The organism is Gottfriedia sp. NPDC057991 (assembly GCF_042886615.1).
GTDB lineage: Bacteria > Bacillota > Bacilli > Bacillales > Bacillaceae_G > Gottfriedia.
In genome coordinates this window covers 221221-245200 of sequence record NZ_JBHVQN010000005.1, presented here as the reverse complement: position 1 = coordinate 245200, position 23980 = coordinate 221221, and the positions used below count along the sequence as shown (strand labels likewise).

The window sequence follows — 23980 nt, the reverse complement described above, 5'->3', positions numbered from 1 at the left end:
TGAAAAAATTCAATAAAAAGCTAACTACTATTTAATTTTTATTTAAAAAGTAACTAAATCCCCCAAGTTCTATTTCACTAATGATTAATATTAATTACATAATGCTTCCCCTTTTTAAAATAAAAAATAAAGCTCAAAATTGACCACTTTTTTTATTATTATCATCGAATTCCCCCAATTGACCATATACAATATTAGCAATAAAATTTTAAATGTCATAATTTTACAAAAATATAAAAACTTATTTCGAAATAAGTAGATGGATTCATGTTTTATGTATTTTGTAAAGAAAATCTATTAGAAAAAAGGGGAGTTTCAGTGTATTTATTTGAGAAAGCATTAATTAAAAAGGGGTTATTAGTTTCAATCATTTTTGCCCTGATAGTTTGTTTGATTCCATTTCAAGCAATAAATGGAGTCGTCAAAGCAGCATCACCAACTAAAATTGAAAATGCAAAAATTCAGCGTTACGATTCTGATCACCCTAATGATTTCAATGCAGACAAATTAGTTGTCTCATGGACGCCAGATTCAGAATATACGAGTTACCGAATTAAGATTGGTCTCAAACCAGGAGGAGCAGAGATTGTAAATACCTTAGTATCAAACGTTAGCGAATTTAAATATTATAAATCCGTTCCTTCACTATTAACTTATTACTTTTCAATCTATGGGATCAATAAGCAAGGGGTCTCATCAGAGATTGCAACAGATAGCGCATTTGCTCGGAATTTACACTCAGCATCTCTCGTTGCAACCGCTGTACCCGAATCAATGGAAATTGATAGTGAAGAGCCTGTTTCAATCACTGTACTAAACGACGGGCTTGAAACTTGGAGTAAAGACAAGGGATATCGCTTAGTTAGCGATCAAACAGATTATTTTACGGGAAAAAGTAATTTTCAATTAGATTCTGAGGAAGATATCAAAACAGGTGAGTCAAAAACATTCACATTGCCATTTTACGCTGGAAAAAAAGTTGCAAAAGAAAGCACTAAATGGCAGATGGTCAAAAATAATGAAAAAATTAGTATTAGTGTTAAAAAAGAAATAGTGATTAAAGACAGCGTCGATAAACAAGACAGTAAAGTGTCTGAAGAATCAAATGCTACTGTATCAACAACAATCGCTGATACTCAGCCTCCTACAGGAGATTTTACCATTAATAATGGTAATCCATTTACAAATTCGCAAGACTTAACGATTCGTGCAACTGCTTCGGACAACTCAGGAGGGGTGATTTACCAATCAATTTCATCTGACGGAATCAATTATTCAACAGGTTCTATCTACCCTAACTCTATTTCCTACCACACTACGGCTGGAGATGGTCAAAAAAGAGTATATATGAAATTAACGGACGGTTCAGGAAATGTAAAAGATTTGGGGTATAAAACAATTACGTTAGATCAGACAATGCCAAAAGCCGAATTGAAAAAGGCAAGCCAAAATGAAATAGGTCACGTTGAGATAAGAGGAACTGCTTCAGATGCAACTTTTGATTCGTATCAACTTCAATATGTTCAAGAAAATAGCGTAAATAAAGATCTTATTGATATTAGCAATTCAAGTAATGAAATAAATGATAGCATTTTGGGTGATTGGCGAGCAAACGTGGAATCTGGATTCTACACGATCTATTTAACAGTAACGGATGCGGCGGGGAATACGAGCTATGATTCTATTCGTGTCTTAATTGGAGCAGACTTTTATAAACAAGCCCATTATCAAGGTATCGAGGATCACTATCAATATAAAACTCAAAAACTAGGGAATGGCTCGTTAAGTATTAATCTTCAAGCGGAAAATGGGGTTATTCAATACCCAGATTTAAAAATGGCTACTCAAAGTTCGATTAGTTATCAATTAATAAGAACACTTAATAATTCAAGTTTAGATTCGTATGGAGATTCGTCTTTTGGAGGATGGTCCATTACGGGAAACGAAAGAATTGAAACAGACTGGGACAAGCAAAACATAAAATATTATGATCAAAACGGTGAACTTCATGAGTTTTATACAAATGATAACGAACACTATGTAAATTTAAATGGATCTAAATTAAAATTATCAAACGTTTCAACTGATTACGATACTGTCCATTTTCAAATTGTGGATACGACAGGGCTGAAAAAGAATTTCATCGGATCGAGATATAACTATACGTATAATATTGATTCTTATGAAGATCTTGCACATAATAAAATACAATTTGCTTATGACAGTAGTTCGAAATTAATAAAAATATATGAAAAGAATCCTTTGGGAACCCAAGTTGGCGCTTCAATACTCTTGGAATATAAAAATAATTCAGTGAGTAAAGTAACGTATGGTGATATTACAGTTAACTATTCGTACGTAAACAATTTATTAACAAAAGTAAGTTATGAGTACAAGAGTAAACCAGGCGAAATAATATCTTACTCAATAGAATATACATACTATTCTAACGGGGCGGTAAAAAGTTTCAAAGATCCTAATGGTAATGTGACGCAGTTTACGTTTGAGAATGGTAATATTCAAGTTACTGAACCTGATGGAAAAAGTACTTCGTATCATTATAGTAATGATACGACTACAGTCACATCTGATGGTAAAACAGACACGTATTATTTGAATACGGGGGATTATCGACAACCTGTTGATACTTTGATTAGTTCAGATGGGGCGATTACGAATTATCAATATAACAATGATTTAAATTGTATTTCTGAAACTACAACAACGAAGGATAATATCGGAAATATTACAGGACAAAGTATTCTAACAAGAGTATATGAATCTCCTTACTATTTTTCTGAAGAGAAAATGAAAGATATCACGTTTGAAGATGGTGTAGAGAGCGGAACAGAAATAGAATATACGAAAAATTATGAATACACTTTCAGGGAAAGTGCTGATCCTTGGGGATTTTTCACCTTGGGTGATTATGCTGTTTTGACTGTTAACAACGTGGATAAAAATGGAGATACATCGAAGACCAAAACAATTTATGATCCCAATGGATATATTACATCTTTAACGGATGAAACTACAACAACAGAAAATGGGAATACAAAAACAACATCTCAGAATACGAGCTATTCATATGATGATATTGGTAGAGTTACAAGTATCATTCATCCAAACTTATCAAAGGAAACGTATGAATATAGTGGCTTATCAGTCTTACAAAAAAAATTCAAAAATAAAAATAACCTAACACCTTTTTCTGTATCGACAACGATAAATGATTTGTACGGAAATTTAACAGATGCTATTGATGGAAATGGAAATAAGACCTCTTTTGAGTACAACCCTTTAAATGATAGTTTACTTAGTGTTACCGATGCAAAAGGGAAAGTAACAACCAATACATATGACAACAATGGAAATTTACTTTCTTCGAAAGATGCACTTAATCATGTGAAAAATTATTCGTACGATGTGAACAATCAAGCTCTAACGCTTACTATGCCAATTCAAGGAACAATGAAATACGCTTATAATAATGATCGCCAATTAACCAAGATTACGAAGTTTTCTGGCATTACATCAAATTTCACATATGATGACTATAAAAATGTAACTTCTATTGTATCGGAAAATGATTCAGGGAATACTTTAACCCAAATTAATAGATATGATGAAAATGATAATGTTATAGAGACTAACTTAAAAGACCAATCTGACAATATTCTTTACAATAAAACATTCAGATATGATCGTAATAACAATATCACATCCAATACACAAGGGGACAACCTGAACTTTGGATATGAATACAATGATTCATTAAACAAAGATCGTGTAACTAAAAAGTCAGTTGACTATCTTAGTGGATATTGGAATTTTTATCAAGAATATACCTATACATCAGATGGGAAATTATCTTCAATTAAGCCGTTAGGGATCGAATCGCCGATGTCATATACTTACCAATACGGTACAGGTGATGATGAGAGGATTATTCATGTTAATCCAACATCGAATGGTGAATTATTTTCAAAATCAACCGCACTAAATTCTGCAAATGAACTTGACAACATTAAATACACAGGGGCTGTGAATCTAAACTTTACTTATTTATATGACGCAGCTGGTAATATTACGAGCGAAACGACATCAAATGGAGAAACGGTGTATCAATACGATGCAAATAATCAGTTAATTAATGAAACATTGCCAGATGGGACTTCAAATAGTTATACCTATAATGCGGTTGGAAATCGTACGTCTGATTCAATTAATGGAATTACGAATACATATACGTACAACGATGCTAACCAAATTGTTACAAAAAATGGTGTACCGTATATTTATGATGTAGATGGAAATTTAACTCAGGATGAAAACTTCAAATATGAGTACAACGTTCTCGGGCAACAAACTAGAGTTACAACACTGCAAGGCGTTGAAGTTGCTCGATACGAATATGACGAGAATAACTTACGAACTAAGAAAACTGTTGGTAATGAAACACATGAATATTACTATGAATCGAATAATCTTTCTGTAGAAATCATTCGAATTGGTGGTGATATAAAGCAAATTCGTTATTACCAATGGGATTCAGATGGAAAACCACTTGGAATGTATATTAAAGAAAAAGCTCAAAGTGGGCTTTGGCAAGAAAATGTATATCATTTCGTGACAAATTATAAAGGTGATGTGTTATCAATTGTAGACAATAGTGGGAATATAGTAGGTTCGTATACTTATGATTCTTATGGCAATATATTAAGTGAATCAGGTATTCTTGCAGGTGAAAACACAATTCGATTTGCTGGATATTACTATGATAATGAGACACAACATTATTATTTACAAGCTAGATACTACAATCAAGAGAATGGTAATTTATTAGCGCTTGATCCACACCCAGGTGATTCAGGTGTTCCTATTTCTCAAAATGGATACACATACAGTAACAATAATCCAGTGATGTTTATTGATATGAATGGGAAATCTCCAGTTAGTACAGGTGGAGGGAGTAGCCAAATTATTGATGGACCATTTAAAAAAACATACTCAAATCTTGATGTTAGAATAATTATTGCTCTCTTGAGTGATTATATAACTAGCAAAATACCTAAAGTAGTACCTTATGTAGGGAAAGCAGTAGCTGTAGCTGCATTTTGGTTATCTGAAAAAGCAACCACAACATATGTAAGATTTTGGACATATAAAGCTTATGATAACTATGAGAAAAGATATAGAATATACGTAACTGTTGTACGGTATAAATACAGTAATTATTCAGGACCATTTAATGTAAGCACTAGACCAGTAACTTAAATATAGGGGGAATTTTTAATTGTTAGTATCCGAAAATAGTAATTAGACCATATGGTTTGATAAAGAGAGGGTAAAAATGGCTTTTATTTGGATCTTATTAATTTACTTCTTAATTGATTTTGTTATTAGAGTGGTTTTTAAACTGAAATATAAAAGGAAATTATTTAATTATGTTAAGTTCTCAAATGCAAGATTTATAAAAATAGAAAAGTATTTGTCAATTTTATTTTTGCTTGTAATATTGATTAACTCTATTTATAAATTTCCGTTTAACAATCCATTTATTTGGGTATTCTTTCATGGAATGATTATATCTTTATGTCAAGGTTTATTTGAACAAAAATTTGAAAATGAAAAAAATGAGTACATTTTGAGTTATTTAGGAAGTTCAGTCTATTTTATATTCATTTTTTTAGGCATCTATCTTTTTTAAAGTTCCTAATGAATAATTTGGTTTTATTGAAAGCTTAGTATTCTTCCTTCTTTATGCTCCAAATAACTTTCTTAATAATGAAAGTTAAACTGGGCAGTGTTATTGATTATAAGTTATATTGGCAACATACATCTATAAGAATTGTTATTGAATAAGTTAGAATTAAGGCTTGCTAAAATTAGCAAGCCTTAATTCTAATCGTTACTGATTTTACAATAGCAATCCTAAATTTTACTTTAAATCAATTTTTGTCCCTTCTCGAACAGTCCAGTTTGGTTTTACTACTATTTTATCTTTTTCCTTTAACCCTTTAAGTATTGCAACCCATTTGCCCTTTTTTTGACCTGTTACAACCTTTTGTTTATGAATCTTGCCCTTTTTTAGTACATATACAAATTTCGATTTTCCAGCTTCCATTATACTTGTATCAGGAACTGATAACATGTCTTTTGAATCAACTACAACTTCCAACGTGGTATCAAAGCCAGAATAAAGCCATTCTTGAGTATCTAGGCTTGCTTTAAAGGTATAATATGGTGCAGTTTCTTTTATAAATTTGTCCTTGTTGGTAGATGTTTTATATGTTGGATAATCAGAAACCCCTGTTATTTCTCCTTTCCATTTCTTATTTGGAACTACTTTTGATGTGACCGTAATATGCTGCCCTAAAGAAATTTTTGCTTTTTCTTGTTCAGTAAGTGTACCTTCAATTTGAAGCGGTTCTTTTGTAGCAATTTGAATAATTAAGATTGGCTGTTTGCTTGGTGCTTGAAAACCCTGCCCGATATCTTGGTTAATATCAATTACTACGCCATCTGTATTACTCCTAATAGTTAATGATTCTTTTTGTGCTAATAATTTTTCGTCCTCAAGTGAAAATTTTTCTACGTTTAACTCTGCTGCATTTAGCTCTTTCTTTGCTGCATTTAATTCAACTTGTAAAGCTTGATTCGTTGTTTCATTCGTTATTGTAGCTGAAGTAGCTTCCTGAACTTTTTGCTCGATTGACAAAATTTGTTCATTCCACTGTGCAACACTTGTTTCCGCGAGTTTTTTATTTACTTCGACTTGTCCTATTTCTGCCTCAACTGTTGGATCATCATAAGAAAAAAGATTTTGCCCTTTTGTAACGGTTTCTCCTGCCTTTATATAAATTTCTTTCACCGATCCTTTGGCTGGATTTAAATAAATGGTTTCAGAATGACCTGGGACAACGTGTCCAAGAATTGTTTTTGTTTTATGAAAACTTTTGACTGTTGGACTAATAAATTCTAACGTCTTAGATTTACTTTTTCTAACTTCAACATAAACGACACTTACGGTTGCAGAAATTAATACAAGAATAAGAGCACTTATTAAAATCAATTTCTTCTTTCCCAGAGTACGATCAGATTTATTTTTTTCCTCATTAAAAAACTCAGTTTTTTTCATCATAGCCTCCTTTCTAGAAAAAAAGAAACAAACTATTAAATTTCTAGCTTTCAAAATTTGCTTAGATAGTATTTGTCATTCTTTTTTTAATCCGTTTAATAAATATCTTGAACTTTTTGTAACACTTGTCTTGATTGAAAACTGTAAATGATAAAAAAAGTTATTGTTCCAAATTAGAAATTTTATTGTAGCAAAAATAAAAAGTCAAGATTTTTCTTGGACCATAATTTCGTTTAAAAAACTATTTTAATATAATAATTATAATGGCGTTAAAGTATTTTAATGTTATTTTATTCTGTTTAATCATATTTTAATTGGTATATTAATGTAATTAATGTGATCCTATTGTAATATTAATTGATACTTTGTAAGCTTGTTAAGGTTTTGTAAAAAAGCTGAATAATCGGTTGTTTTAAGTCTACATATTGAGGAGGGTAAGCGGTTTAAATAAGGGAGAGACTATTTATTAAGGGAAAGGAATCTATATGAAAATTTTAATAAGGAAAACTCTTATCATATTAACAATGTTAATGGTTACACTTTCTGTTATGCCATTAAAGCCTTCAGCTGAAATGCAAGAGAGTGTACAATCCAATGCGATTAATGCTGATAATCCAGAAAAGAAAGCAGCTTCTTCATCAGATACACAAAAAGAGATTGTTGGAGAAGACACTAGTAAGCGTGAGGAAAATATCAAACATTTTATTTTAAAGGACCATACATATGAAGCAGATGTGTATCCATATCCTGTCCATTATAAGGTGAATGGAAAATGGGAAGATATTGATAATACACTTGCAGATACCGTTGATACGGACACAAATGATCAAGTATTAGAAAACAAAGATAATCAATTTAAGGTTCATTTTGCAAAGAAGACAAGTAAGAATAATTTAGTAAAGATTAAAAGTGGTAACTTTGTTTTAGCATGGAATCTAGAAAATATTCAAGATACACAAGTGGTAAAAGATAAACAAGATTTGTCGCAATATAATAGTTTAACTGAAAATGAAAAAACAAGAACATTAAAAAAACTTGAAACTTCTGTTACGTATCCGAATGTTTTTACTAAAACGGATTTACAATACAAATTGATCTCAGGAGAGATAAAAGAAAATTTAATCTTAAATGACGTACCAGAAACGACAGAATTTACGTTTGACTATCATGTGAAAAATTTAAAAGCTAAATTAGAAGATAACAAAGTCATTTTTTATAACCAAGATAATCCTTCTGACGAACGCTATGTCATTAATGCACCATATATGTATGATGCCAAAGGAGAAGAGTCTACTGATATTAATTTAAAGCTTCAAGATGATGGAGATTCATACAAAGTCATCTTGTCTCCAAATAAAGAGTGGTTACAATCTCCAAATCGTCAATATCCTGTTGTTATTGATCCAACAGTTGAGACCTCAGTTGATCCAAAAGATATAGCGGATGCCAATGTATCTCAAAGTTATCCAACTACGAATTATCAAGTGAGTGACATGTTAAAGGTTGGGAAGGGATCCACTTCAGGCATCAATCAAACATTTATTAAGTTTAATAAATTACCAACGATTTCTTCTGCGAATGTGATTACAAGTGCTACATTAGATTTAAAATTATATAGCGATAATACAGCTGGAAGCCAAGTGAACATTCATAAGGTAACAAAGGATTGGAGTTCGGATACAGTTACATGGAACACGAAACCAACCATTGATTCTACTAAAATACAAGATTATCAAAATGTTAAAGGTACTGCTGGTGATGAATTTGTTTGGGATATTACAAGTATTGCAAAACAATGGTACACAGATCAACAAAACTATGGATTAATGTTAAAAGCTGACGATGAAACGGCTAATTATACTGAATTTTTTTCATCAGATGTATCGAGTACATATAGTGCATTTCGTCCTATTGCCACATTCGATTATGTCAATAATTCTGGTTTAGAAGACTATTGGACGTATCACTCTCAAGATGTCGGTCGTGCTGGGACAGGCTATGTAAATGATTATTCTGGTAATCTCGTTTTTACACACGATGATTTAGACATGGATGGATCAAGAATGCCTGTTTCAATTAGTCACGTTTTTAACAGTAATGATCGACAAGTTGATAATAAGTATGGCAATGGTTGGAGACTGAATTTTAGTCAACGAGTAGATTTAGATAGTAAATTAGATCAGTATTATTATACAGATGAAGATGGTACGAAACATTACTTTGATTTCGATAGTGATAACAACATTTATAATGATGAATCTGGTTTAGATTTATCGATGACAATTGATACTGCGAGTACGACGGAACGATATAAAATTAAAGACAAAGGCGGAGACCAATTAAGTTTTAACTCTTCGGGGTATTTAACATTTATACGTGATAATAATAACAATACGATTACGTTAGGTTATTCAGGAACTTATTTAGTCAGTGCGACGGATGGCGCTGGAAGAGCAACCACTTTAAAACGTGATCCAGGTACAAATAATTTAACGCAAATTATTGATCCAAGTGGTCGGATTACTTCTTATACGTATACAGGAACTGATTTAACGAAAATTACGTATCCAGATGGAAAATCGAGTTCTTATACGTACGATGCAAATCATAATTTGACGGAAGCGAAAAACTTTGATGGATATCGAATCAATTATACGTATTATCCAAATTCACCATATCGTGTATCAAAATCGACTGAATCTAATATTGATAGTAATCAGGTTGTGACGAACGGTCAGTCTTTACAATTTACGTATGGTAAGAATACGACTTCTTTTGTTGATAATATAGGAAGAAAAGAAATTTACCAATTTAATAACAATGGAAACACAGTTAGTACAAAAGATCCAGATGGGAATGCAGAATATTATAAATACAGTAGCGGAACAAATGTTAATAAATTATCTGCTGCTTCAAAACCACAAAAAACAACGATCAATTATTTATTGAATCATAATGCTGAAAAAACAACGGATTGGACCACGGGAAATGATTCGGGATCAACTGGTTCACAAAGTTTTGCGACTGATGATGCCTACATCGGTAATCAATCCTTAAAAGTAACAAAAACAAATAATGTCAATGCACATTATTATACGCAAACCGTTACGTTGACACCAGGTAAAACATACACCTATTCTGGTTATGTCAAAACTAGTAATGTGACAAATACAAATAAGGGTGGCGCTGCACTTTATTTGACTTATCAAGATAAAGCAGGTACTTCTCACACCGTAACCTCATCATATGTGACAGGTACAAATGATTGGGATCGAAAGGAACTAAACTTTACTTTACCAAGTGATACAACCTATAAAAATGTTAACATTCGTGTAGGGATCGTAAATGAGACGGGTACTGCTTATTTTGATGCGTTACAGTTAGAAGATGGAAAAGTACCAAGTCGATATAATTTAGTCGAAAACCCAGATTTGACATATGGGACGACAACCCCGTCATATTGGAGTACGACGGGTAGTGCATCTTTATTTAATTACACAACTCAAAGTGGAGAACCATCCAATTTAAATAGTAATGTAATGGGGATTACGGGTGATCCAACACAAAATTTAAATCTGTATCAAGTCATTGAAGTGAATGGAAAAAAAGGTGATGCTTTAACGATTGGTGGATGGGGTAAAGGGGACTCAGTTCCAATTACTTACCCAAGGTACTTTGCGATTGATCTTGGTATTAAACGAACTGATGGTACCTACCAATGGTTTACTGCCTATTTCAACGAAGACTCTTCCGATTGGCAGTATACTTCTGGCGTTGCGATTGCAGACAGTGACTTTACAGAAGTGAAAGTCTATGGACTTTATTACCAAAATGAAAATAAAGCTTACTTTGATGGGTTTCAACTGTATTTAGAGCCATTTGAGGATAATTTTAGTTACGATAGCAATGGGAATATAACGAGTTCTAAAGATACGAAGAGTGAGAAATCTACGTATTCGTATTCGAGTTCGAATGACCTAACAGAATACGTTGATTCAAAGGGCAATACATCTAGTTATAATTATGATCAGAAACATAATTTATTAAGTACTGTTTCAGCAAAAGATATCATGTCGAGTTTTACGTATGATTCATACGGTAATACAACTGGGACTTCCAATCAAAGTGCGGATCAATCGCTATCGGTCGAGAATAGTACAGCGTATACAGCTGATGGGAATTACGTTTCGAAAATTACTGATGCCTCTGGAAATCCGATAAATTACAATTACGATCTGAAAAATGGAACTCTAAAAGATTTTACAGACCCGAATAATAGTAAAACTAGTTATACTTATGATTCCAATACGGATGTTGTACAGAGTGTTTCAAAAACGGTAGACCAACAAACGATTTTAAACGCTTATGAGTATCAAAATGATGACTTAAGTAAAATTACGGCAAATGGCACAAGTTTTGGTTTTAAATATGATGTGTTTGGAAATAACACGGAAACGACAGTTGGTAGTAAGAGTATCGTTTCAAATTCATATGACAATAGTACGCATTTGCTACAAAGCAGCCAATTTAATCAAGGTGATAAGATTTATTACGGATATGATGATAATACCGATCGTGTTACTTATAAATCGTTAAATAAATCCCCAAAATCTGATTCATCTGTTACGCCGAATTTTAGTTATGATTATGATAATAATGGTAATCTTTCTTTATTAACAGATAATGACAATAATGTTTCGTACCGTTATTATTATGATATTTTAGATCGGATAACGAAAGTAAAGGATAGTTTTGGTAATTACTTTAAATATACCTATGATCCAAATGATAATGTAACGAAAAATCAATTTGGAACGGCAAACAATCTTTATACGACAACGTATTCATATGACAAAGACAATAAACAAACGTCGGTTGTTTATAATCAACCGTATGTCAATGATTCAAGGATTGAAACATTTTTCAACAATGGAAGTACAACAAGCTCAAATGAAACGAGACCGATCACGAATAATGCGACATTTAGTCAAGATCCAGATCGAGGAACCGTTTTATCTGCTTATGAAGGAACAACAAATTTAATTCCATCAAATCCATCGTTTGAAACAGGTACAACAGGATGGACAATTACTGATTGGAGTGCATTATCAGGGGGAGGAAGAATTAGTCAAGATTCAACAGACGGTTCACAATCACTTGAATTTTATGACAAGAATAAACAAGCCAACCCAACGAATGCAGTAGCCTATGAAACATACACATATACAAGCCCAATTACAGCTGCTAAAACGGTCACGTTCAGCGCAATGGCTAAACGAATTGGTGGTACAAATCCTACATTATCAATTCGCTGTTATGACAGTACGGGTACGGATATACCTGGTGGTTACGTTTCGATTAACCAACCAATTAGTAGTAATGAATGGACGAAGATTTCTCAAGTCTTTACGGTCCCTGCGAATACAAAATCGTTTAAAATTCTCCTTAGAGGCGCGCCAAAAGGAAGCGATTTAGTTCGATTTGATCAAGTACAACTGGAAGAAAAACCATTTGCAACAACTTATACAGACACAACATCGACTGGAACGAAGTTACAATATAACTTAGGACTATCAAGTGCTGCTGGAACACAAGGTGTCTGGTTTAATACAAAAACAACCAATACAAATCGCACCATTTTAGCGAATGAAAAATCAGGTGCTGGCATAGCGAATATCAGTATTGGAACGGATAATAAAGTAGCATTGACTGTAAAAAATAATGCAGGGACAAGTGTAACGTATAAGTCAACTGCTCCTGTTGTAGCAGCTAATACATGGAATTTAGCAACCCTACATTGGACGAAATCAGGGTCTACGATTACATTCAAGCTAGGTGTTAATGGAAAAGAAGATATTTTTGCAGTAACAGATTGGAAGGATTTTACAGACGCAACAACTAGTGTTGGAAGTTCGGCGACAGGTACATTACAATTAAATGGTGACATCGATTTAATGACCTACTCTCCTACTGATATTGATGTGTCGACATGGAGTTCAACTTCTGGTAGTGAGATAGATTTCAACTATGATTCATTAGGTCGTCCACAACAAAAAGTCATGAAACTGGCGACTAATGAATATACGACTGCTTATACGTATAAACAAGGGCTCTCTTCAGGGAAAACGACTTATTTAGTTGACAGTTATACAAATGGAACAAATAGTCCAATATCATACTCGTATGATAAACTGGGTAATATCAAAACGATTACTGAAAATGGAAAAACAATTACGTATTCGTATAATGAATTAAGTGAGTTACTGCGTGAAGATAATAACGTAGCAGGACAAACAGTTGTTTACACGTATGATGTAGGCGGTAATCATAAAACAAAAAATGTGTATGATTACACGGATCCAGCACAATCACCAACGAATCCGACAAAAACATACACGTATCATTATGATGATAAAGATTGGCATGATTTGTTAACTAGCATTGATACGACTACCTATAATGGAGGAACGCCAACGACTGTCACATCACAAGTCCAATATGATGCTAACTTAGTAGGTAATCCAACTTCTTACGATGGCAACACTTTAACATGGACTTGGGGAAAAGAGCTGAAGAGCTTTTCGAACGCAAATTATGACGTTACGTATTCTTATAATGAAAATGGAATTCGAACAAAAAAAATTGTAAAGAATAAACAAGATAATAGTACAATAACTACAAGTTATATAGTAGACGGAGACCAGGTAGTATTTGAATCAGATGGTACAAACAAAATTCACTATACTTATGATAGTGAAGGAGATCTTTTAAGTCTTAACCTAAATGGTACGGAGTATTATTACCTAACTAACATACAAGGAGATATAACTGGATTACTGGATGAAAGTGGTAATCAAGTTGTGTCTTATCAATATGACAGTTGGGGTAATAGTACCTCTATTAGTGGATCCTTAAAGGATACCGTTGGAAAGCTAAATCCTTATCGCTACCGCGGTTATCGCTACGATACAGAGACAAATTTATATTATTTACAAAGTCGTTATTATAATTCCGAGTGGGGAAGATTTATTAATGCTGATGATAATGTTGGTAAAAATGGTGAATTACTTACCCACAACATGTTCGCATATGCAAGAAATAATCCAGTAAATCATATCGATTTAGATGGGGAATATGTTTTAGATACTATATTTTTGATTACTGATGCGGGCGCATTTATTGCAAATCCTACCATCGGTGGAGCTGGTTGGGTATTACTTGATATGGGATCATATGTTGATCCTACTGGTATAGGTTCTTCTGCAATACATGCACTAAAAGGAGCTCACACTGCCGAAGAAGCGTTACGCGCCGCAAAAGCAGCTGGTCATACTAGTAAGTTATATGATGCATCTAAACTTTCTTTTAAAAGTGGGACTGCAGGAGAAAAGTTTCTACAGAAGATGGTCGGCGGAGGTGGACATAAACATTTTAAAATTGATAACCCTAAGTTAGGAAAAGCTAGAATTGTTGATGTATATTATCATAAGATTGCTTACGAATCTAAAGTAGGTTATTGTACTTTAACAAAATTTGTAAAAAAGCAAATTCAAAAGGATTATTGGCTCATTCATAATGGAGAAATAAAAGGAGCTGAGTGGGTATTCTTTAGAAGTTCAATAACTGGAAAAGTTGGAGCTTCAAAAAATTTGCTTGAGTACCTTGAGTTTCATCATATTAAATATAAAATAGTTAAATAATAAGTGAGGTAAATAATTTATGGAATATCCAATCATGGAACCACCATTTGAAATAAAATCTTTTAGTGAATTAAGTGCTAAAGAATCGAAAGCACTTTTAAATTGGTTTGAGAGTCAAATACCTATACGGCTAGATTTATTACAAAAAGCAATAAAACATACGACCGATGATTCAAATGAATTTCTTGACTTTAGTCCTTTATCATTGATACCATTGTGGCGTTGGTTCTTAGATCAAATTGAAATTAAGGAAAAGACACAAGAAGAGATCATCATCGAGAAATTGAATATTCCTGAACAACTTCGAAACATAATTGAAATAGAGACTCAAGAATTAAGTGTTGGAACACAAATTCTTGCTATGGATATTGCAATTTATACTGCTGAGGTATTAATAAGAAATAATTCAGAAATAAAATGGGGAAGAATTAGAAAACCCAAGAATTCTATAAATGTAAATCGTCCTGTTCTAATTAGTAATTCGTCTAAGGTGGTCATAAACCCGACTAATCAAATTAGCAATCTGACAGAGCAAATGGTGGAAATTGGAAATACTAACGAAGCAATACTTAAAGAAAAATATGAATCATGGGTTTATTTTTTCAGTAATAACCATTTAAAATAGTATTTTATTATTCTTAACTAAAATTTCTAAATAAAAACAAACTGAAAGACCGCAATTATTACTTGCGGTCTTTTTTGTTTTTAATTGGTATTTTCTATAGGCTCTGTTAAAGGTAAATGTTGATATTTGATACCTACCTGAAATCTTAGTATAATTACTATAAGAACAAACATTCGGGAGGTGGCAAGGTTGAGCAAAGCGTTCAGCAATCTATTGAAACATATCGGCAAATTGTCTCTCACAGAAAAAGAACGAGTCTTTCAATGGGTAAAACGTTATGTTGAGCCTTCTTCCTCTGTCGGTGGTCGTTTAATCAATGAAATGAGAGAAACTCGTTTTAAAGAAGGATTTGAATGTCCTCATTGTTCCTCAGAACACGTTGTAAGGTTTGGAAAGTATAATGGTCGCCAACGCTATCGTTGTAAGTGTTGTAGTAAGACATTTACTGATACAACGAATACTGTTCTTTATCGTACTCGAAAGGGCGATGAATGGATTACGTTTGTTGATTGTATGTTTAAAGGCTATTCCCTGCGAAAATCTGCCGAAATCATAGGGGTTACTTGGGTTACGCTTTTTTATTGGAGACATAAACTATTGAACGCTCTTAAACAAATGGATTTTGAACAATTTGAAGGTATCGTTGAAGTTGACGAGACCTATTTCCTTTACTCTCAAAAAGGGCAACGTGGGATTATCGAACGCAAACCTCGTAAACGTGGCGGAAAATCCAAACTTCGAGGCATTAGCCACGAACAAGTCTGTGTTCTGGTTGCCAGAGACCGAACAAAAGCAACAATATCCAAAGTTGCTTGTATGGGGCGTGTCGTTAAAACCAAGGTAGAGAGTATGATTGGTTCTAAACTGACAAGTGATAATGTACTCGTTACCGATGCTTGGAGAGCCTATAAAACCTATGCAAAAGAAAAAGGATTAGAACATTATCGGATTAAATCAAATGGCGGTAAGCACATTATAAAGGGTTTGTATCACATCCAAAATGTAAATGGTCTCCATTCTCGTATGAAGCAATAGATAGACCGTTTTAAGGGTGTGGCTACAAAGTACCTCGATAACTACCTTTCTTGGTTCTTATTTGTGGATAGTCGTAGTAATGAAAGCACAAAACACAATATTAAAGAGTTCCTATTATCATCATTTGTTTTCGAAATGACTGATACTTACGATAGTTTGCGGTTATCCAAATTTAGTTTGTGATTAAAGGAAGGTGATGAAAAAAGTGAATAATATAAAGTCATTGGTTGATAAGGTATCAAAATTTTCTAATTGTAAAATTCACCCTCCGTGTGGTCTCCCTCGGATAGAAGAAGGTCATTTAATACCTAATGATATATTTGAATTCTATGAGATTTGCGGTGGTATAGATTTATTTCTTGATGCCGAATACAGTATTTCCATTGTTTCTCCTGATAGATTTCAATTGGCTAATCCAATCATAATAGGTGAAAAAGTTGAAGACGATATTTCATCGAATTGGTACATAGTAGCATCTGATAATAGTGATTATATAACCATTGACCTTAACAAAGACCGTTTAGGAAGGTGTTATGATAGTTTTTGGGATAGTCACGGAGTTGTAGGTGAATGTCCAATTATAGCAATGTCATTTACTGATTTATTAAATCACCTGATTATGAAAGAGGGTCAGAGATGGTATTGGCTACAAGATGATTTTGAAACTTTAGGCGATGCATACGATTAAAAATCATTAAGGAACCTCCGATTTTAAAGGGGTTCCTAAAAATATTTATAAAATCAACACTATTCATTAACAGAGCCTTTCTATAAAAAACCAAAAATTATGCAACTGACGTAGTGCGTTAGTTGAATAGCACTTGTGTTATTTTTATCGTTTTTTAATCAAATTCACTTAAACAAGTACAATATGAAAATGACCTTCAATTTTAGAAGGTCATATTTCATATTGCGTTAAAAAATAATCTAAACCCGTTTCGATTTGCTGCACTAAAAATTCAGCTGCTGCCTGATTTGTTTTTTCAAGTTGTGCTAATTGCAGTTGGATCCGTTGTAATCGTTCTGAAAAACAAGAATTTGTTTCAATTGGAATGAGTTGTAACTCTTCCTGCAACTTTTCGAGTAGAACGAGTTTAACCGTATCCGATTTTCCTGTTTCTAGATTACTAAGGTAACCAGGTGATACGCTCAGTTCCTTCGCAAATTCATTTAATCCAATCCCTTTACGAATACGTAGTTCTCGAACTTTTTTTCCTAACTCCTGCATCATCCGATTTTTCCTCCAAAATTTGTCGTCAATTAACGATATGAAAGATCAAAAATGTCCTATTACCTAGCAATTCGCTAATACATGAAATAGTTCCTTTGTTGGAAAAGCTGACTATTTGTCGAAAGTAAAGAAGTAAAGTTGATGTATACTATTCCTTTTTCAAACCACACTGAGAACATCGAAACACAGTATCATAACAATGTTAAAATCGGATAATAATATTAAAACCCGACTATTCTAAAAAAATTAAAATTTTGATATATGAACATCATTGAGAGGATTCGAATGATCTTTACATAGATAATTTTTCAAGAAAAGGATTTAATGAAATTGTGAAAAAATTAGCTCAGAAGGCAATTTCTTAAGAGTTATTACTGGATTTCGAAAAATATTACAGCAAATTTTTTGAGCAAGAAAACTTAAAATAAAGTATGGGGTATAGATATGGCAAATCGGACGCCGTTAAGGTCATGTAAATTATTGGTTTTTATTCCTATTAATATAGAAGTTAAAACAAAAATAAGTTTCTTTCTTAAATTTTAATATGAACGAATTTTGTTTTGAATTTTAATGTTATGAACTTAAAGGGAAATCAACAAGTAATAAAGAAATATAGAGACAGTAAAGAAAATGACTACATATGACTAATCAAGTGAAGTAATGATATATTAAAAGATATCTATTTGTAAATTATATAGTCAATAAAAAAGGAAGAGAGGAATTATTATGAATCGCAATGAATTACAGGAGCTTATCAATGATATCCAGCTGTTTAAAAGTGAGTTTGACTACGTTGAATTAAAAACAGCGGCAGGTGGCTGTCCTAAAGTTCTTGATTCTCTTTCTTCTTTTAGTAATAAAAATGGTGGCGGTGTTATCCTATTCGGTATTGATGAAAATAAAAACTATGAATTAGTAGGAGTTTATGATGTTGAAGACTTACAAAAACAATTGATGAATCAATCAAAAGAGATGGAACCAGAAGTTCGACTTGAAATAGTAGTTGAAGATTTTGATGGGAAGAAAATAATTGCTGCAATTGTACCAGAGTGTTCAAAAGACCTTAAGCCTTGTTATATTAGAACTAAAGGAATGAAACGTGGTTCTTATATAAGAGTTGGAGATTCAGACGAATTAATGAACGATTATGAAATTTATAATTTAATGGTTTCTAGAGGACAAGCACAAGAAGATAAAAAGTTAGTATTAAAAGCTACTTTAAATGACTTAGATCATAAGTTAATTAAAAAATTATTGGATAATGTAAAAAAATTTAAACCAAAATTATATCGTTTATTAGAGAAAGAATCTTATGAGGAGCAATTAAAAAAATTAAATATTGCCGATAAAGTAAAAGAAAATTGGTTCCCTACCATAGCTGGCTTACTCGTTTTTGGACTTTATCCTCAGCAATTCTTTCCTGCTTTAAATATTACATTCTTAGTTCTCCCTCATAAAGAAATGGGGATACTTGGTCAAAATGGTGAACGGTTTTTAGATAATCGAAAAATAGAAGGTAATATCCCTGAAATGATTGATGAAGTAGAAAGAATTATTTTGAGAAATATGAAGCAAAAGACGATTATTCAAGGTTTAAACCGCTTAGATATTTGGGAGTATCCAGAAGACGCGATACGTGAAGCTGTAAGAAATACGGTTATACATAGGGACTATAGTGAATTAATGTATTCGAACTATATACAAATAAGAATGTTTCCAGACCGTCTAGAAATAGAAAGTCCAGGAACATTATATGGAGATGTTACTTTAAACAATCTTTTAACTACTTCTAAAGCAAGGAATACATTTATTATTACTTTATTAGAAGATTTGAAAATTGTAGAAAATCGTGGTTCAGGTATTGATACGATGATGCAGACAATGAAATTAGCTCATCTTGAACCCCCACAGTTTAAAGAAACAAGAAATAGTTTTATGGTGACATTTAGAAATCATAATTTTTTTACTGAAGATGCAGTAAAGTGGTTGAGTTCTATGGGGGATGTAACAATAAGTGATGGACAAGCTGCCGCTTTAGTTTACGTGAAAAACAAAGAGCGAATTACTAATCGTGAATACCAAGAATTAAATAGTGTTGAAAGTGTAAAAGCTACTAAAGAGTTGCGATATTTATTAGAACAAGGGTTATTAGTTCAACATGGAACTAGAGGTGGGGCTTTTTATACATTAAGTGACGAGAATAAAGAGTCTACTGACGATAGGGCTTTGACAGGCAAAACTTTTGGCAGTAAAGAAGGAACTACAGTAGTTACAGAAGAGAGCTTCGGTAGTAAAGAAGGAACTGCGGTAGTAACAGAAAAGAGCTTCGGTAGTAAAGAAGGAACTACGGTAGTAACAGAAGAGAGCTTCGGTAGTAAAGAAGGAACTGCGGTAGTAAATTCTGAAACTGAAGAGTTAAAGGAGATTTCTAATCAAGCACTAAAAAAACGTTTAAAACCAGAAGTTCTAGAGGGATTAATTTTAAAATTATGTTTAATGAAACCATATACAAAAAATGAATTAATGCAGATATTAAATCGTAAAGAAAAACTAATACGAGAGAAAATTAAAAAACTAATAACTGAAGGTAAATTAGAATTAACTTACCCTGATAATATAACCCATCCAAAACAAACATATTACACCAAAAAAAATGAGAAATAATTTTTTTGAAAATGAAAATAAATTTAATTTACTTAGTATGGTTATATTAATAAAATAAATATCATAAAAGGGGCAAATTCGATTTTTTTCGACTTCTTTTGCCTATATCACTAAATTAAATCCTCCTTCACAAAGGATTTGTATTAATGCTTTAGGCAGTTTAATATAGTCAGTATTTGTGATTCCAAATTGACAAGTTTAAAGATATTAGCTTGATTGGAGATGCTACACAGTTTATCTCAATACAACTGAAAGTTATAATTGGTACATTGATGATTTTAATGTTAATTTTATGTATGTATAATTATCAACCATCAAGGAGTCTATTTTACGAAATAGATAAAATGTGAGAAAAATGACGTAGAGCTAATAGAAAAATTAGCTTTACGTCATTTTTTCTACATACAAATATCTTTTATCAAAAAATCCCTTTTTTGATAACAATTCGTTGTGTATAACACATTGACCTTTGGTCTTTTTACTAAAGAAGAAAATAAATTTCCTTTTGAAAAGGCAAACGCATTTTTTCCGCCAAACCCAAGTAACAAATGCTCTTCGCCCAGCTGCTTAATATAGAATTAGTAAAAATTAAAAATTTAGATACTATCATTTTATATTAAAACTCACATTCTATGAAAAATGTGGTTTTTTTTATTATTTGGTATGTAGTTAATTTAAAATTCAATATCGTTAAGAAATTCTAATTATTGTCTTTCTTTTTATTTTAATAATAACTACACAAGGATTATTTTTTCTTAATTGTAATCAGAAAGGAAAATTTTTACTTAATTGAAGGAAATTATTAAATTCAATAGAAGTATTAAAGAATATTCTGAAAAATTAAAATTAGATTAGAGGTGATTTCAGTTAGTAATTTTTTACTTCAGAATATAGTTTATTTTATTAAATTTTTTATTTCTGGAGGGGAATTATGAACTTAGGTAGAAAAAAATATTTTTTTTCGATTGCAGTGGTTTTTATTATAGTAATATTTTTTGGGCTTGGACGAGCTTTGGCTTATTCTACTACAAGTCCTTATAAGTTAGTTGGAGGTATAAATAGTAAAACATATTATATAGGAGATCCAGGTGGAACTTGGGCATCCTCGATTCGAAGTGGGGTTTCAAGCTGGAATTCTTTATCATATGCCAATTATTCAGAGAAATCTACAAGTAACCAAACACTTAATTACTTTGTAGGAGCCTTCGGCAATACAGGTTGGTGTGGTTTTACTTACTATGTTGATTCTGATGGTTCCATGATTAATTATGGAGGGTATCCAAATAAAAATTGGTACAAAAATGAGGTTCAACTAAATACTTCAATGAATTATCAAGTGTGTTCTGCAAGTAAAAAGATTGTTGCAATGCATGAAATGGGTCATTCAATGGGATTGAAGCATAGTACAAATACTGGTGCATTAATGTACGATGGTTATAAAACAATAGACTATCCAACCACTGATGATTTAAATGGAATTGAAGCCTTATACTAAGGAGTGAAAAAAGATTATGAAAAAAAAATTTCATTATATTATTATGTCTTTAGCAGCAATCATTATGTTTTTAGTGGGGTGGACTACATATAAACCTAAACAGTTGAATGAGGCACCAGCAAGTCTAGCCAATGAATATAAGTCTATTAAAGAAATGGCAGTAAATACTCCATTGATTGCTCAAGTAGAAGTACTTACTAATCCAAGTACTTTTAGTTATAACAAAGTATTATTTTCAACTAACCAAGTTAAAGTTATAAGGAATTTTAAAGGGGCAGAAAAATTATCTAAAATAACTATTCTTGACAATGGAGGGGTGTACAAAAATATAGAATATGGAATTGGTGGGACACCATTGATGCATATTGGTGAAAAGTACCTTCTTTTTTTAGAAAAGTATGTAGGTCCAATGATGAGGGAAGACGCATATGTAATCAAAGGTGTTTGGCAAGGAAAAATAAAAATTAACTCTAATGACGAATTTAAATATTTAGGACCAAGTGATGAAAATATTGAGTTGCAAAGAGATATAGGTAAGTACCAATTAAAATCAATCCAGACTCAAATTAATTAATTTTTTAATCTGATTATAGATTATATAAACTACAATTTTAGATGAAAGGAGGTTAAGTTCATTATGTACAGAGTTATTTATAGTATTTTGTCATTGATTTTAATTTCAACTTTGATAGGATGTAGTTTAAATTTAAAATCGACAAAAAATAATAGTACACCTGATGAAACAACAGTACCTGTTTATTGGTCGGGTCCACAAACAAATGCTGTTTCCTCAAGAGATATCGCTATTTGTGGAAAATCCAAAATTGCAAAAAAGAAGCAATTACCAGGCTTCATCATGGTTAAACTTTCAGATGAGCCAATTACTTATCGTTCTACAAACCAAATTGTGAAGTTTTCACAAGTATCTATGATTGATACGGAGTATAGGTTAGATAATATGTCTCTTTGGAGAGATTCTAGTACTAATAAAGAATTATATATTGGTAGATCTAAAGGTAATATACCACCAAAAGAAGTTGTAGTTTATAAGATCGGTGCTTGTTCATAAAGAGTGTAGTTATAAAGAAAAATGTTACAAATTTGGAACGAACTTTAAAAAAACATAAGAATGGATAACTCTAAATAAATGTTAAAAGGCTACAAAGAATTGTATTACGACTAAAATTTAACTTATCATCAATGATGGATAGGTTATTTAAACAATTAGAAGAATTGGGAGTAGTACAGGGAATTCCGTCGCTCTTACTTATGATCTCAATCGTCTTATATTTTTTAAGCAAAAAAGAAATAAAAAACATTTAAATAGGATGTCAAAACTTTTTTTAATTAAATATTATAGTTCAACCGAGGATATAATTTAAATGCAAAAGCTGAAGGATTCTTCAGCTTTTTTTCTATGTCAAAAAATGCGTGCTACAATTAAATCAGAATTGTTAGATTTTATAGTGAATAGATTATGGGGTAAAATAATGTTAAATGAACCTTTTTTTAAAAAACATTAAATCACTGATTAAAATGCATAGTGAGGGTCTTCTTGGTGGAGAAATGATGCCTGAAGACATTGTACCAGATGATGAATTAATGGATGTCTTAACGCTTGCAATGGCTTTAAACTATCAAAGAAATTCATATAAATTGTGGAGATCTGTTGTAAAGGCATATCAAGATGAAAATACTAAGTGGATTTTTAATCCAAATGCTGCGGCAAATAGCGATTTAGATATACTAAGAAATGCGTTACTTCTTCATCGAGTGGGTTTACAGCCAAATCGTCATCCTGAAATCTGGCAGCGTGTAGCGAAAGGAATTGTGAAGTCTTCCGAAAAAGGAAATGTGCAAAGGTTAATTGAAACTGTGCAATCCGACATCGCTTTTTAAAGGACATTATCAAGGAACACGAAAATCAGATGTCCCTTATCTATCTGGACCAAAGATTTTTAATTATTGGCTAAATGTCTTAGAGTCGTATACAAAGGTTTCGTGGAAAACCCGTGAGCTAATCACGATTGCACCAGATACGCATAAAGGCGACGGTAAAATTAGGATTATGATCTGAGGAAGTACTAAA

The 23980-nt window shown here is 32.1% G+C and carries 12 protein-coding genes and 1 pseudogene; 11 read left to right on the top strand and 2 right to left on the bottom strand.

Going from position 1 to position 23980, the window contains the following annotated elements:
* The first annotated feature begins 318 nt into the window (after positions 1–318).
* Positions 319–5277, top strand: coding sequence for an RHS repeat domain-containing protein (locus ACFVR2_RS17720; RefSeq protein WP_387364510.1), 4959 nt, complete (start codon positions 319–321; stop codon positions 5275–5277).
* Positions 5278–5353: 76 nt separating this feature from the next.
* Complete coding sequence (locus ACFVR2_RS17715; RefSeq protein ID WP_387364507.1) at positions 5354–5710, top strand: DUF4181 domain-containing protein; 357 nt, start codon at positions 5354–5356, stop codon at positions 5708–5710.
* Positions 5711–5941: 231 nt separating this feature from the next.
* On the opposite strand, the gene ACFVR2_RS17710 is transcribed toward ACFVR2_RS17715, so the two are convergent.
* A complete protein-coding gene (locus tag ACFVR2_RS17710; RefSeq protein WP_387364504.1) occupies positions 5942–7141 on the bottom strand; it encodes an efflux RND transporter periplasmic adaptor subunit in 1200 nt (399 codons plus the stop codon).
* A gap of 485 nt (positions 7142–7626) precedes the next feature.
* On the opposite strand from ACFVR2_RS17710, the gene ACFVR2_RS17705 reads away from it, so the two are divergent.
* The 4 genes and pseudogenes from ACFVR2_RS17705 to ACFVR2_RS17690 all read left to right on the top strand — a co-directional run bounded on the left by ACFVR2_RS17705 (position 7627) and on the right by ACFVR2_RS17690 (position 17189).
* Positions 7627–14841, top strand: a complete 7215-nt coding sequence (locus ACFVR2_RS17705) for a DNRLRE domain-containing protein (protein ID WP_387364501.1) — start codon at positions 7627–7629, stop codon at positions 14839–14841.
* A 19-nt stretch (positions 14842–14860) separates the two neighbouring features.
* The gene (locus ACFVR2_RS17700; RefSeq protein ID WP_387364498.1) at positions 14861–15466 is read left to right on the top strand and encodes a hypothetical protein; all 606 of its coding nucleotides are present in this window, start codon (positions 14861–14863) and stop codon (positions 15464–15466) included.
* Positions 15467–15655: 189 nt separating this feature from the next.
* Positions 15656–16684 (top strand): annotated as a pseudogene (locus tag ACFVR2_RS17695) (IS1595 family transposase).
* A gap of 22 nt (positions 16685–16706) precedes the next feature.
* A complete protein-coding gene (locus tag ACFVR2_RS17690) occupies positions 16707–17189 on the top strand; it encodes an SMI1/KNR4 family protein (protein ID WP_387364495.1) in 483 nt (160 codons plus the stop codon).
* A gap of 210 nt (positions 17190–17399) precedes the next feature.
* Here ACFVR2_RS17690 and ACFVR2_RS17685 read toward each other — a convergent pair whose 3' ends face one another.
* Positions 17400–17732 (bottom strand): helix-turn-helix domain-containing protein, encoded by a 333-nt coding sequence (locus ACFVR2_RS17685; RefSeq protein ID WP_387364492.1) that lies wholly within the window; start codon positions 17730–17732, stop codon positions 17400–17402.
* Between the two features lie 726 nt (positions 17733–18458).
* On the opposite strand from ACFVR2_RS17685, the gene ACFVR2_RS17680 reads away from it, so the two are divergent.
* From ACFVR2_RS17680 to ACFVR2_RS17660, 5 genes are all read left to right on the top strand, one after another.
* Positions 18459–20396: an ATP-binding protein gene (locus ACFVR2_RS17680; RefSeq protein ID WP_387364489.1), complete on the top strand. Its 1938-nt coding sequence runs from the start codon at positions 18459–18461 to the stop codon at positions 20394–20396.
* 931 nt (positions 20397–21327) lie between these two features.
* Complete coding sequence (locus ACFVR2_RS17675) at positions 21328–21891, top strand: matrixin family metalloprotease (protein WP_387364486.1); 564 nt, start codon at positions 21328–21330, stop codon at positions 21889–21891.
* Positions 21892–21907: 16 nt separating this feature from the next.
* Positions 21908–22465, top strand: a complete 558-nt coding sequence (locus ACFVR2_RS17670) for a hypothetical protein (RefSeq protein ID WP_387364483.1) — start codon at positions 21908–21910, stop codon at positions 22463–22465.
* 63 nt (positions 22466–22528) lie between these two features.
* Entirely contained in the window at positions 22529–22960 is a 432-nt protein-coding gene (locus tag ACFVR2_RS17665; protein ID WP_387364480.1) for a hypothetical protein, read from the top strand.
* Between the two features lie 428 nt (positions 22961–23388).
* On the top strand, positions 23389–23790 hold the full coding sequence (locus tag ACFVR2_RS17660; RefSeq protein ID WP_387364477.1) for a hypothetical protein: 402 nt from the start codon (positions 23389–23391) through the stop codon (positions 23788–23790).
* The last annotated feature ends 190 nt before the right edge of the window (positions 23791–23980 follow it).